The 13,276-nt window shown below is 70.2% G+C and carries 12 protein-coding genes; 5 read left to right on the forward strand and 7 right to left on the reverse strand.

From position 1 onward, the window contains the following. Positions 1 to 107 precede the first annotated feature (107 nt). The gene (locus ACZ4WH_RS42955; RefSeq protein WP_468191488.1) at positions 108 to 689 is read left to right on the forward strand and encodes a GNAT family N-acetyltransferase; all 582 of its coding nucleotides are present in this window, start codon (positions 108 to 110) and stop codon (positions 687 to 689) included. Here the strand turns inward: ACZ4WH_RS42955 and ACZ4WH_RS42960 are convergent. The 7 genes from ACZ4WH_RS42960 to ACZ4WH_RS42990 form a co-directional block, all read right to left on the reverse strand. Further along, positions 671 to 2,335 carry a type IV secretory system conjugative DNA transfer family protein gene (locus ACZ4WH_RS42960; protein WP_468191490.1) on the reverse strand — a complete coding sequence of 555 codons (1,665 nt, stop codon included), beginning with the start codon at positions 2,333 to 2,335 and terminating at the stop codon, positions 671 to 673. The genes ACZ4WH_RS42955 and ACZ4WH_RS42960 overlap by 19 nt on opposite strands. Before the next feature lie 56 nt (positions 2,336 to 2,391). Continuing rightward, a complete protein-coding gene (locus ACZ4WH_RS42965) occupies positions 2,392 to 3,804 on the reverse strand; it encodes an ATP-binding protein (RefSeq protein WP_468191492.1) in 1,413 nt (470 codons plus the stop codon). 14 nt (positions 3,805 to 3,818) lie between these two features. Beyond that, positions 3,819 to 5,375, reverse strand: a complete 1,557-nt coding sequence (locus ACZ4WH_RS42970) for an SCO6880 family protein (protein WP_468191495.1) — start codon at positions 5,373 to 5,375, stop codon at positions 3,819 to 3,821. Continuing rightward, the gene (locus tag ACZ4WH_RS42975; protein WP_468191498.1) at positions 5,372 to 6,697 is read right to left on the reverse strand and encodes a hypothetical protein; all 1,326 of its coding nucleotides are present in this window, start codon (positions 6,695 to 6,697) and stop codon (positions 5,372 to 5,374) included. Before ACZ4WH_RS42975 ends, ACZ4WH_RS42970 begins: the two co-directional genes overlap by 4 nt. Beyond that, positions 6,687 to 7,511: a DUF8175 domain-containg protein gene (locus ACZ4WH_RS42980; RefSeq protein WP_468191501.1), complete on the reverse strand. Its 825-nt coding sequence runs from the start codon at positions 7,509 to 7,511 to the stop codon at positions 6,687 to 6,689. Before ACZ4WH_RS42980 ends, ACZ4WH_RS42975 begins: the two co-directional genes overlap by 11 nt. A 143-nt stretch (positions 7,512 to 7,654) precedes the next feature. Continuing rightward, the gene (locus tag ACZ4WH_RS42985) at positions 7,655 to 7,963 is read right to left on the reverse strand and encodes a hypothetical protein (protein ID WP_014673544.1); all 309 of its coding nucleotides are present in this window, start codon (positions 7,961 to 7,963) and stop codon (positions 7,655 to 7,657) included. 441 nt (positions 7,964 to 8,404) lie between these two features. Continuing rightward, entirely contained in the window at positions 8,405 to 9,007 is a 603-nt protein-coding gene (locus tag ACZ4WH_RS42990; RefSeq protein ID WP_468191504.1) for a TetR/AcrR family transcriptional regulator, read from the reverse strand. A gap of 89 nt (positions 9,008 to 9,096) precedes the next feature. Here ACZ4WH_RS42990 and ACZ4WH_RS42995 point away from each other — a divergent pair, with 89 nt between their 5' ends. The 4 genes from ACZ4WH_RS42995 (at position 9,097) to ACZ4WH_RS43010 (ending at position 13,012) form a co-directional block, all read left to right on the forward strand. After that, entirely contained in the window at positions 9,097 to 10,023 is a 927-nt protein-coding gene (locus ACZ4WH_RS42995) for an oxidoreductase (protein WP_468191507.1), read from the forward strand. Positions 10,024 to 10,201: 178 nt separating this feature from the next. Then, positions 10,202 to 10,972: a trypsin-like serine peptidase gene (locus tag ACZ4WH_RS43000; RefSeq protein WP_468191510.1), complete on the forward strand. Its 771-nt coding sequence runs from the start codon at positions 10,202 to 10,204 to the stop codon at positions 10,970 to 10,972. A 100-nt stretch (positions 10,973 to 11,072) separates the two neighbouring features. Next, positions 11,073 to 12,074, forward strand: coding sequence for a C40 family peptidase (locus ACZ4WH_RS43005; RefSeq protein ID WP_468191512.1), 1,002 nt, complete (start codon positions 11,073 to 11,075; stop codon positions 12,072 to 12,074). A gap of 230 nt (positions 12,075 to 12,304) precedes the next feature. After that, entirely contained in the window at positions 12,305 to 13,012 is a 708-nt protein-coding gene (locus ACZ4WH_RS43010) for a phosphatase PAP2 family protein (protein WP_468191515.1), read from the forward strand. Positions 13,013 to 13,276: the final 264 nt, after the last annotated feature.

Consider the following 13,276-nt stretch of genomic DNA (forward strand, 5'->3'; position numbering starts at 1 on the left):
GATGGTACTGCAGGGGGGACCCTGTGGGAGAGTAGGACACCGCCGAACAATTTTTGAGGAAACCCCCGCACTTCGGTGCGGGGGTTTTCTGCGTTTAGGGTGAACTCATGAGCTTTCTCGGCAGAAACGAGTACGTTGTCCGCGCCATACGTCCCGATGACTGGGAGCGGGTGAAGGAACTGCGGCTGGACGCGTTGCGCGATCCCATTGCGCACCTGGCCTTTCTGGAGACGTACGAGAACGCCGCGGCCAAGCCCGACTCCTTCTGGCAGGACCGGGCCGTCACCTCCGGGAAGGGGTCCACGACGGCCCAGCAGTTCATCGCCGAGGCGTCCGACGGGACGTGGGCCGGCTCGGTCACCGTACTCATCGAAGAGGCCGGGACGAAGGACTGGGCCGAGGTTCCCGTCGAGCGGCGGCAAGGGCATGTCGTCGGGGTGTTCGTACGGCCCGAGCACCGGGGGAACGGCCTGATCGAGGCGCTGTTCGAGGCCGGTGTGGCCTGGGCGTGGACGCGGGAGGCCGAGCGGGTGCGGCTGATCGTCCATGAGGAGAACGCGCGAGCGCAGGCGGCGTACCGGAGGATCGGCTTCGTTCCGAGTGGTGTGGTGGTGTCGTTCTCGAAGGACGAGGCCGAGAAGGAGCTGGAGTTCGTTCTGGAGCGGTCGGCTCAGACCGGTAGGTCCTGATGCGGCCAGCGGGAGCGGGCCTGTTCGCGGGAGCGGAGCAGGGCGAGCGTCGGCAGGCCCCGGTCGGCTCCCGTGGCGAGCAGGGTCGGTAGCTCGGGGAACGGGGCCACGGCCGCGATGTCGTCCAGGACCAGGGTGAGTGGTGGGTCGAGCCGACCGGAGGATGACCGTTCGGCCATGCGCCGGCCGCGCTCGACCACGCTGGAGACGAGGGCCGTCAGGAGCGGCATCGCGCCCGGATTGCTCCTCGGGTCCTCGATGGATTCACCGACCACATAAAGCGTGCCCCCTTCTTGGACGAAGGAATCCAAGGCGAGGGCATCATTTCGGTGCGGAGTGCAGGCTTCGCGGATGTTGACCGTGGAGAGGGCCGCGAGGGCCCTGCTCGTCAGTTCCTGGGCGATGTCGCGGCGTTCGGGGTGCGCGGTGAGGGCCGCCTCCAGCTCGCCTGCGGAGCCCGGGGCGGCCTTGGGGTGCGTACGGAGGGTGCGGACGGCCTCTTGGACCTGGGTGCCCTGGGACCAGCGGTGGACGTGGCGGATGGTGCGGTTGTCCAGGGCGGCGGCGTGCAGGTAGCTGCGGAGGAGGGTGGTCGCCGTGTCCGCCACCGCCTGGTCGATCTTGGCGGTGGGTTGTACGGGGGCCAGCAGGGCTGTTGCTCTGTGCAGCGCCGTTTGTTTGTCCTCGCAGCCGGTGGTGGGGGACCAGTGGAGGCGGGCCGGGGTGTCGCAGAGGTGGGTGGGGTCGTAGAGGATGGTGGGGCCCAGTTTGGCCTTCGCGTCCTTTGTGTCCGCCCAGAGGGTGGGGTTCGAGGTGACGATGAGGGTGGGGCCGGGGGCGTTCTGGATGGCGTGGGTTGCGGTGGTGCGGCGGCTTTCCCTGGGTGCGATGAGGATTTTTTCCCACCCGCCCACCCGTTCACCGTCGGCCGAGAAGGTGCCCGATCCCAGTGGCTCAGCCTCCCTGCGAGGCGCCGGGACCTCGGGCTGAGGGCCGAATGCGGACGCGGCGCCCTCGAACGCCGACCCCGCGGGCCCGCCGGCCACCGGTCTGCCTGCCCGAGACGCGGCACCGGTCGGCCCGCCGGCCGTAGGCCCAGCAGCCACCGGCCCCCCAGCCGCAGGCCCAGCCACCGATCCGCCGACCGCATACTCGCCGGCCGCGGGTCCATCAACGCCGTACCCGGCACCCACTGACCCAGCCCCCGTCGGCCCGGCCCCCGTCATCCGCCCACCCCCGGCGGCAGCCCCCTCGGCGGCAGCCCTCCGGGCTTTTCCGGCCCTCCACCGTGCCACCGTGCCCAGCGTGAACATCGTGAGGACGAAGAGGATCATCAGTTGGCCTATGAAGAGGCCCCAGAACAGGCCCCAGCCGGAGAGCTGGGACGGTGGGGTGTCCGGCCAGGCGCCGGTGATGTCGTGGGGGCGGCCGATGAGGTGACGCATGGCCAGGGGTGTGCGGGTGAACGTGACCCCGGTGGGCCAGGCGCCCTGGGTGAACCAGGCCGCCAGGCCCGTGGCCGTCCACACCAGCACGGTCATGCCGAGCAGGAACGCGAGGATGCCGATCAGCAGGCCGTCGGGGATGCCGCCCTGGCCCTCCCGGCGGCTGTCCCGGCGGTCCTCGCGGCGGTCGTCCGGTCTCACCTGTACTCCCTTACGTCCCCCTAGGTACCGCTGCGTACCCTCGTACTCTCGTGCCCTTACGCCACCGTCGACTCGGAGTCGCCCACGTGCTGCTCCACGAAGGCCGCCGCCCGCTGCTCGGCCTCCAGTTCGGCCGCGCGCAGCGCGTCGTCGGCCGCGAGGTCGCTGGAGGACTCGGTCATGGCGCGGTCGGTGAAGACCAGCGGTCGTTCCGTCTCCGTGACCAGGTGCTTGACCACCTGGACGTTGCCGTTGACGTCCCAGACCGCGATGCCGGGTGTCAGCGTGGGGATGATCTCGACCGCCCAGCGGGGGAGGCCGAGCACCCGGCCCGTGGCCCTGGCCTCGTCGGCCTTCTGGGCGTAGATCGTCCTGGTCGACGCCATCTTCAGGATGGCCGCCGCCTCCTTCGCCGCGGCGCCGTCGACGACGTCGGACAGGTGGTGGACGACGGCCACGAAGGACAGGCCCAGCCGGCGGCCGAACTTCAGCAGTCGCTGGAACAGCTGCGCCACGAACGGGCTGTTGATGATGTGCCAGGCCTCCTCGACCAGGAAGATGCGCTTCTTCCGGTCGGGGCGGATCCAGGTGTGCTCCAGCCACACGCCGACGATCGCCATGAGGATCGGCATGGCGATGGAGTTGCGGTCGATGTGGGAGAGGTCGAAGACGATCAGCGGGGCGTCCAGGTCGATGCCGACCGTCGTCGGGCCGTCGAACATGCCCCGGAGGTCACCGTCGACCAACCGGTCCAGGACCAGGGCGACATCGAGGCCCCAGGCGCGTACGTCGTCTATGGCGACGTTCATCGCCTCCGCCGACTCCGGCTCGGGGTGCCGTAGCTGCTCCACGATGTCGGACAGGACCGGCTGGCGGTCCACGATGGTCTCGTTGACGAACGAGTGGGCGACCTTCAGGGCGAAGCCGGAGCGCTCGTCCAGGCCGTGGCCCATCGCTACCTCGATGATCGTGCGGAGCAGGGCCAGCTGACCGGTGGTGGTGATCGCCGGGTCCAGGGGGTTCAGCCGGATGCCGTGGTCCAGGGCGGCCATCGGGTCCAGCCGGATCGGCGTTATCCCCAGCTCCTGGGCGATGAGGTTCCACTCGCCGACCCCGTCCTCGCCCTGTGCGTCGAGGACGACGACCTGGCGATCCTTGAAGCGGAGCTGGCGCAGGACGTAGGTCTTCTCCAGGGCCGACTTGCCGTTCCCGGACTCGCCGAGGACGAGCCAGTGCGGGGCCGGCAGCTGCTGGCCGTACAGCTGGAAGGGGTCGTAGATGTAGCCCTTCCCGGAGTACACCTCGCGGCCGATGATGACGCCGGAGTCGCCGAGGCCGGGCGCGGCCGTGGGCAGGTAGACGGCCTGGGCCTGGCCCGTGGAGGTGCGCACCGGCAGCCGGGTCGTCTCGACCTTCCCGAACAGGAAGGAGGTGAAGGCCTCGGTGAGGACGGACAGCGGATCCCGCATCGGCGAATCAGCCCCTACCTTCGGATGCCGGTGGCGAACGGAAGTGTGTTCACGAAGGCGCGGTGGTGCTCTCGGTCGCACCACTCCAGCTTGAGGTACGACTTGCCGGCGGAGGCCCTTATCGTGCGCTTGTCGCGGGCGAGGGCCTCCGGGGAACGGGAGGAGACGGTGATGTAGCCGACGAGGTTGACGCCGGCGGCGCCGCTGGCGAGGTCCTCGCCACGCTGGTCGAGGCGGTTGTGCGCGGCGATGTCGCGCGGGTCGACGGTCCGGTTCATCTTCGCGGCGCGGGACGCCTCGGCCTCGTCGTTGGTCTTCTCGGTCAGCATGCGCTCGATGGCGACCTCGGTGGGTTCGAGGTCCATGGTGACGGCGACCGTGCGGATGACGTCCGGGGTGTGGACGAGGAGGGGCGCGAGGAAGTTGACGCCTACCGGGGTCATCGGCCACTCCTTCACCCAGGCGGTGGCGTGGCACCAGGGCGCACGGGTGGACGACTCCCGGGTCTTGGCCTGGAGGTAGGTGGGCTCCATGGCGTCCAGCTCGGCCGGCCAGGCGTTGCGCTGGGTCATCGCCTGGATGTGGTCGATGGGGTGGTCGGGGTCGTACATGGAGTGGATGAGGGAGGCCAGCCGCCCCTGACCGAGCGGCTGCCGCACCCGGATGTCGGCCTCCTGGAGCCGCGAGCAGATGTCGGTCAGCTCGCGAGCCATGACGACGGCGAGCCCGGCGTCCCGGTCGACCTTGCCGCCGTGGGCACGGACGGCGCGGGCCATGGCGTGTGCCTCGGCGGCCAGTTCGCGGCTGTAGTGCATACAGGCGACGAGGTAGGCGCGGTGCTGCTCGCTGCTGGTGGACACCATGGACTGGAGCTGGTCGTAGGACTGCTGGAGCCAGGCGGGGGCGCGGGGGTCACCGCGTTGGCCGACATCCTTGGCGTGTGCGTCCGGGTCGGCGGGCAGGGTCCGGGCGAGCATCTGGAGACGCGTGACGAAGCCGTCTCCGTTGGCGACGTGCTTGAGCAGGGTGCCGAAGCGGTCGACCAGGGCTTCCTGGTCCTCGGAGTCGCGCAGGCCGACGCCGGGGCCCTCGATCTCGATGGCGGCGGTGACGGTCTTGCGGTCGGCGTGCAGCAGTACGGCGATCTCGTCCGGCCCGAAGGGTGCGGCGAGCCAGGTGATGCGGCCGATGCCCGGAGGCGGGCCGATCTCGATCTCGCGCCCGTCGAGCCGGGTCCCGGCCTCCATGGCGGTGGAGCGGTAGACGGCGCCCCGCTTGACGGTGCGCTTGTAGCTGCGGTTGATCTCGAACCACTTGTAGAAGGTGCGGCGCTTGTACGGCACGTAGACCGCGGCGAGCGCGAGCAGCGGGAAGCCGGTCAGCAGCACGATCCGCAGGGACAGGACCGGGACGAGGAGGCCGCACATCATGCCGAGGAACGCGCCGGCGATGATCAGCGCGATCTCGCCGGACTCGCGGTTCCGGCCGACGATCGCGTTCGGCCGGGCGCGGCCGATGAGATATGTACGGCGGGGCGTGACCGGATGGGACAGGTGGGACTCGGTCGTCAACGCCCTTCACCTCCCGTGCGGTTGTTGCGTGTGTTGCTGGCGTGCGGAGTGTTCACCGCGCTGGGCGCGCGGGGCGCGGGCGTGGCGGAGGGGACGGCTCCGCCGGTGCCCCCGGTGGGGGTGCGGCTGCTGTGGGCGGCGACGCCGCCGCTGGCGGGGTTGGTTGGGCGGGGGCTGCCGGCGGCCTGCCCGCCCGAGGTGTCGGCGCGGGTGCTGTGGGTCTTGATGCCCTGGGCGACGAGGGTGGCGGGGGAGCTGATGACGGCGGCGGCCTTGCCCTCGGCGCCCTGCATGATGCGGTTGCTGCGGGAGCCGGCGATCTCGTCGCCGAAGCCGGGGACGAAGCGGTAGATCATCGCGCTGGCGAAGATGGCCAGCAGGATGATGGCGAGGCCGGAGACGACGGCGGAGAAGGCATCGGGGCCGCTGTCGCCGGAGAGCGCGCCGGCCAGGCCGAGGACGATCACGATGACCGGTTTGACGAGAATGACGGCGATCATGATGCCGGCCCAGCGGCGGACGTGGCCCCACAGGTTCTTGTCGACCAGGCCCGCGTAGACGACGGTGCCGAGGAGGGCGCCGACGTAGAGCAGGGCGGCGCGGATGACCAGCTCCAGCCAGAGGACGCCGGCGGCGAGGATGCTGACCAGGGACACGACGATCAGCATGATGGGGCCGCCGCCGATGTCGTTGCCCTTCTTCAGGGCGCCGGAGAACGTGCCGAAGAAGGTGTCGGCCTGGTCGCCGGTGGCTTTCGCGAGGACGTCCGTGACGCCGTCCGTCGCCGATACGACGGTGTACAGGATCAGGGGGGTGAAGGCGGAGGCCAGCACGGTCAGCCAGAGGAAGCCGACGGCTTCCGAGATGGCGGTGGTGAGCGGTACGCCCCTTACGGCTCGCTTGGCCACGGCCAGCAGCCACAGCAGCAGCGTGAGGATCGTGGAGGCGGCGAAGACGACGGCGTACTGCTTCAGAAAGGCCTGATTGGTGAAGTCGACGCTGGCGGTCTCCTTCACGGCATCACTGAGCTTCCCGATGGTCCAGGAGGCGGCGTCCGCACATCCCTTGGCGAGGGAGGAGAGCGGGTCGAGGGTGTCGGTGAGGGGGTTGCTGGGGGTGACACCGGAGGATCCGCCGGGGGAGCCGCCGGACTCGCAGAACTTGCGGGCAGGAGGCGCGAGCAGGGAGCAGTCGGCGCTCTTGCTGGGAGTCGGCGTGGGCGAGGGGGCCGCGACGGCTCGCGTGCCCAGGAGCACGAGGGCGGCATGTACGGCGCCCACCAGGCCGGCGATCCTGAGTACGCGCTGCGGGCTACCGGGCATATGTGAACCCTCCGAACTCCTTGACCGCCTTGCCGATCTCATCGGCGCCGGAGACGGGATTGTCTCCGGTGATCGGGGTGGGGCCTGTCTTCTGGCTGGTCTCCAGCACCTTCCAGTCGCTGCCGTCCCACTTCAGCTTGAAGGTGACGGTGGACCAGCCACTGGTCACAGGGTTGTTCGAGCTTTCACCGGCCAGGCCGAACAGCGTGTTGCACCAGACTTCGACGGTCGCCGCCTCGTTGCTGTAGGACGTCATCTTCGTGCCGGCCGGCAATGTGCGGTCGACGAAGGTGGCGTCCTTGGGAACGCTGCCGTCGGCGTTGAGGCCGATGTTCACGAGGAAGTCCGCCGAGTAATTGGCGTCGAAAACCGACTGGAGTCGGCTCACGGCGCTCGGGTCGGCCACTGCCTCGATGATGCTGTGCCTGTTGGCCGTGCCGACCATGCCGTCGGACCACAGAACCACCGCATAGTTCGCCGCCGCGCTCTGGGCGCCCTGGGCTGTGTGGGCGAAGCCCGACGGGATGGTGCCGGTTCTTGTTTCTACCGGGCGGGTGCCTGAGGGGGCTGTCGAGGATGTTCGGGGCTTGGAGCCCTTTGTCGTCGTGCCGTCGGCAGGCGCGTCGTCCCCCCTGTTCGCGAAGGCGATTGCGGCGATCAGGAGGACTACTACGCCTACTACCGTGACCAGGCTTCTGGAGGACGTGCGGTGGGGGCGGCGGGGGGCGCCGCCGTAGGGGTCGGGGTCGGGGAGGCGGGTTCGGGTGTGGCCCGTCTCGGGGTAGTCGTAGCCCTGTTCGTCTCCGGGACTCATGCCGTGTGCGCTCCCTCACCCTCGTAGACATACGACGGTAGCCGTGCTGGTTCCCGCAGGGGCGCGGTGTGGTGACTCGACATCAGGGAGACGCAACCTCAGCCGGTGGGCACGACGGGTGGGTGGGGTGGAGGGGGCGGGGGCTAGACCGCCATGCCGTACACGATCGTGAACAGGGTGCCGAGGGATCCGATGATGAACACCCCGGTGAGCCCGGCGATGATGAGGCCCTTGCCCTGTTCCGCGCTGAAGGTGTCCCGGAGGGCCGTGGCGCCGATGCGCTGCTTCGCCGCGCCCCACACCGCGATACCGAGGCAGAGGAGGATGGCCACGGCCATGACCACCTCGATCATCACCTTGGCCTCGTTGCCCAGGCTGCCGAAGGGGCCCCAGTCCGGAGCGATCCCGCCGATGATGGTGTTGATGTCTCCCTTGTCGGCCGCAAAGAGCATGTAAGTCACCGCCCCTGGTGGGTAGTTCCGTGAGTGCCCCTGCGGTGTGCAGAGGTCAGGCCTCATTGTCGCCGACAACGTCGCCGACGTATGTCGACTTGACGTCATTGACTGGCGGGTTTCGTACGAATAGCCCGTTCGGTCACTCTGTGTATCACGGCAGGTGACGCCGGGCAACGAGGTCGGAGCGGAACCGGTCGGGTGACGCGTCGCGTCGATGTTCTCACGGGGGGATGAGAAAACGGGCCATGGCTTGAGACGCCGGTCGCGGGGTCGGTCACCGCGGGGACGTCCGAAATCGTGCGCTTGGCGCAGCCGGTGTCGGTCTGTCAGGTGGGCTTGGCGTCGTGGGAGGAGCGGCCGTAGCCGGTGCCTCCAGGTCCAGGGACTCCTCCTCGGCCCAGTCGCTGTCGGCGGTGGGCGGGGAGGTGGTGGAGTCGGTCAGCGTGGGCGTAGGCCGTGCAGCAGTAGGTGGACGTGTGTGTCCAGGCCGGCCAGGGTCTCCTCCGCGTCGAGCGCGCCGCCGGCGATCAGGGCGGCCAGGCCGTGCAGGCTCGCGGCGGCGACGGTGGTGAGGCGCTCGGGGTCGCCCTGGACGATCTCGCCCTGTGCCTGGGCGTCCGCGACCAGCCGGGTGAAGGAGCCGAGGGAGCGGTCGACGGCCGCCGCGAGCTGGACGGAGCTGTCGGGGTCGTGTTTGCGCGCGAACATCAGCTCCAGCAGTTCGGGGTTCTCGACGGCGAAGCCGAGATAGGCGCGGGCGAGGGCGGTCATCCGCTCCTCGAAGGGCTGGTCGGGGCGGTCGGCGGTGGCCAGGGCCTGGTTCAGGCGCTCGTATCCGTCCAGCGCCAGGGCGTCGAGCAGGGCCTGCTTGTCCTTGAAGTGCCGGCCGGGGGCGGCGTGGCTGACGCCCACGTCCCGGGCCAGTTCGCGCAGCGAGAGCGCGCCGACCCCCTTGTCGCGCAGAGTGCGCTCGGCGCTCTTGAGCAGCGCGGCGCGCAGGTCTCCGTGGTGGTAGGGGCGGCTTGTGGGCATGCGCATCATCGTATCTCGATGTTGTCAGCGCCAGCTTTGTTGGCAACGCCAGCATTGTTGTCATTGACAGCATTGTTGGCGGTGTCTACTTTGAGGGCATGGCTGATACGACCGAAACGCGCGGCAAGCGCGGCAAGTGGAACGCGACCCGTCTCCCCGACCTGACCGGCCGTACGGCCGTCGTCACCGGTGCCAACAGCGGCATCGGCCTCACCGCCGCCCAGGCGCTGGCCGGCGCCGGGGCGCATGTGGTGCTCGCCGTACGGGATCTCGCCCGGGGCGGTGCCGCGGCGGCGCGGGTGGTCGGCAGTACCGAGGTGCGCCGGCTGGACCTGGCGGATCTGGACTCGGTGCGCGAGTTCGCCGCCGGCTGGGACCGCCCGCTGGATCTGCTGATCAACAACGCGGGCGTGATGATGGTGCCGGAGCAGCGCACCAAGCAGGGCTTCGAGTTGCAGTTCGGCACCAACCACCTCGGGCACTTCGCGCTGACCAACCTGCTGCTGCCCCGGATCACCGACCGGGTGGTGACCGTGGCGTCCGGCGCGCACCGCATGGGCGACCGGATGATCCACTTCGAGGACGTGAACCTGCGCGGGAACTACAGCCCCACCCGGGCCTACGCCCAGTCGAAGCTGGCCAACCTCCTGTTCACCCTGGAGTTGCAGCGGCGCCTGACGGAGGCCGGCTCGGCCGTACGGGCCCTGGCGGCGCATCCCGGCTGGGCGGCGACGAACCTCCAGAGCCACAGCGCCAACCCCTTCGCCCGCGTGTTCATGCGGGTCGGCAACCGGTTCCTCGCCCAGGACGACAAGGCCGGCGCCCTGCCCACGCTCTTCGCGGCCACCCAGGACCTGCCCGGCGCGTCCTACGTCGGCCCCGACGGCCCGGCCGAGATGCGCGGCGCCCCGACCCTGGTCGGCCGCAGCGCGGCGGCGAGCGACCCGGCCGCGGCCCGGCGGCTGTGGACGCTCTCGGAGGAGCTGACAGGCGTGGAGTGGCCGCTCACGGCGACGCTACGGTGACCGGGAGGTGACTGGGAGGGGCACAGTCCGCCGACCCCCCGCCGGGCAGATCAGCGCGGTGTACGGCGGGACGACGACGGCGTTCTGACCGCCGCCGACGGGGAACCGGTGGTTTCACAGGAAAATCTCAGCGAAGTCGGAACGGGATTCTCACCTTCCTCGGACAGAGTGGGGCCTGATGAAGCGCTCCTCACGCATCTCGGTCACCTCACGGCCCGCGTTGCTCGGCGCTGTGGTGCTGCTCGCGCTGACCTCGGCCTCCGTGGCCGCCGCGGACGACGGGCGGGGGCCCCTCGGGGTCACCGCCGACACCGTCGCGACCCGGCACAGCGCGCGGGTGGGCGCGCTGTTCGACGGGGACCGGGCGGGCAGGCTCGCCGGCGGCCACTTCTGCACCGCCTCGGTGGTGCACAGCCCGCGCGGCGATCTGATCGTCACCGCGGCGCACTGCGTGGCCGGCGCCGGCGACGATCTGGTGTTCGTGCCGGGCTACCGGGACGGGCGGGCGCCGTACGGGGTGTGGAAGGTGACGCGGCGGTTCCTGCCCGACGGGTGGGCCAAGGGGCGGGACGAGGACAGCGACGTCGCCTTCGCCGCCGTCGCCGGGCGGGACGGCGAGCGGTTGGAGGACGAGGTCGGCGGCAACCGGTTCGCGACCGGGACGGCCACCGGTGCCACCGCCGTCACCGTCACCGGCTACCCCGACTCCCGCGAGGTGCCCATCAGCTGCACCAACAAGCCGGTCCCGCACAGCCGTACCCAACAGCGCATCGACTGCCCGGAGTTCACGGGCGGCACCAGCGGCAGCCCCTGGGTCAACGGTGACGGTCAGGTCGTCGGCATCCTCGGCGGCCATGAACAGGGCGGCTCGACGGCGGACACGTCGTACAGCGTGGTCCTGGGGAGCGAGGCGGCGGAGCTGTACCGGGACGCCACGGCCGGCCGCTGAGCGGCTGAGGACGCGTCACCTGCGCCACGCCACCTGTGAAATGGCGCCACTTCGCGCACAAATGGCCTTGAACCGCGCCCGCATGGGGGAAAGTTGAACCGTGCGGAAGGTATGGGTGATCGGTGGGGCGGCCGTCGGGCTCGGCATGGGCTTCGTCATGCTGCTCGTCGTCGGGGTGTATCTCGTGGCCGGGAACCTGGTGGGCGGGGTGACCTCGGGTAGCCGGGGGCTGGCCAAGGGGGCCGTGCCGGCCGCCTACAAGTCGCTGGTGCAGAAGTGGGGCAATCTGTGCCCGGCGCTCAGTCCCGCGCTGCTCGCCGCGCAGCTGTACCAGGAGAGCGGCTGGAACCCGACCGTCGTCAGCCCCGCCGACGCCCGGGGGATCGCGCAGTTCATCCCGAGCACATGGGCGACCCACGGCATCGACGGCGACGGGGACGGCAGGCGGGACATCTGGGACCCGGACGACGCGATCCCGTCGGCGGCTTCGTACGACTGCGAGCTGGCGAAGTACGTGAAGGACGTGCCGGGCAACGTCTCCGACAACATGCTCGCCGCCTACAACGCGGGCGCCTACCGCGTCATCCGGGCGGGTGGGGTTCCGGCCATCAGCGAGACGAAGAACTACGTCCAGCGCATCCGCAGCCTGGAGAAGAGCTTCGCCGCGCCGGTCACCCGGATCGACCCCACCCGGCAGGCCGCCGGCGCCATCGCCTTCGCGCAGAGCAGGCTCGGCACGCCGTATCTGTGGGGCGGCAACGGAACCGCCGACCAGGGCGGTCGCTTCGACTGCTCGGGGCTGACCAAGGCCGCGTACGAGAAGGTCGGGATCACCCTGCCGCGCGTGGCCAACGACCAGTACAACGCCGGTCCGCACCCCTCGAGGGACCAGCTGCTCCCGGGCGACCTGGTGTTCTTCTCCGACGACCTCACCGACTCGCGGGCCATCCGGCACGTCGGCATCTACGTCGGCGGCGGATACATGATCGACGCCCCGCGCACGGGTGCCGTCATCCGGTTCGACCCGATCGACACCCCGGACTACTTCGGCGCCACCCGGGTCACCGAAGATGGCGCAAAAGCGCTCCCCACGGCGGTGTGAACCGAGCGTGAACCCACCCCCTGAGCTGCGATGATGAGTCTCTCTTCGATAACGTCTGCGTGATCATTCAGTGGAGAGTGGAACGTATTGATGGTGGACGTGCGTTCCTGTTGACGTAGCCGAGCGGACGTCAGTGCGGCAGTGCAGCGGAAGCGGATCTACGAACCACGGGGGGCAGGAGCGACGCACACGAGGTGCGTCCGGGAAGACGACGAAGGGGCCGCAGCACGATGGCTGTACTCGCCGAATCCGGATCGAACCCCGACGTCGACCTGCTCTACGACATCAACGGCCTGGCCAAGGACGCGCCGCACTGGTTCGACCGGGTCATGGAGTTCGTCGGTGAGTACGGCCTGCTGCTCGCCATGGTGCTGCTGGTCCTGTGGTGCTGGTGGTCCGTGCGGCGCCGGGGCGGCGAGGACGCCGCGCCCTCGGTGGCCGCGCTGGTGTGGGCGCCGCTCGCGGCCGGCCTCGCGGTGCTGGTGAACGTCCCGATACGCGGGTTCGTGGAGCGCCCCCGCCCCTTCGTGGACCACCAGGGCCTGGACGTCCTCGTCTCCGGCAAGACCGACTTCTCCTTCGTCAGCGACCACGCGACGATCACCATGGCGCTCGGCGTGGGGCTCTTCGTCGCCCACCGCCGCTTCGGCCTCGCCGGCATCGGCCTGGCCCTGCTGGAGGGCTTCTGCCGGGTCTACATGGGCGTGCACTACCCGACGGACGTCGTCGGCGGCTTCGCCCTCGGTACGGCGGTCGTCCTGCTGCTGTCCCCCCTGGCCACGGCCCTGCTCACCCCGCTGATGCGGGCCGTGGAGCGCTCGCCGCGCGCCGGGTGGCTCGTGCGACGGCGGCCGACGGCGGACAGCGGCCGGGACAACGCCCCGCTGCCCGGCGCCCGTACGCCCCTGGAGAGCGAGGAGCGGGACCTCGCGGCCTAGGGCCTGTCTGACAATTCCCGTCTGCCGCGCGACGCCATGCACGCACTCTCGCCGCACCGGCCCCAGACCCAAGTACATCCAGTACGAGGGCCTGGAGCCGGCACGGCGAGAGCACGCACCTGACGCCGCGCGGCCGCCCTTCGGGCGACGACGCGAATTGTCAGACAGGCCCTAGGTGTGCTGTCTCGGGACGTTGGTGACACACGCGCTGGGTGCTTGAACGGGTGAGGGCCTTCCGGGTTCGGTGTGGATTGCGAAGTCTGC

The organism is Streptomyces sp. NPDC029138, assembly GCF_055564375.1.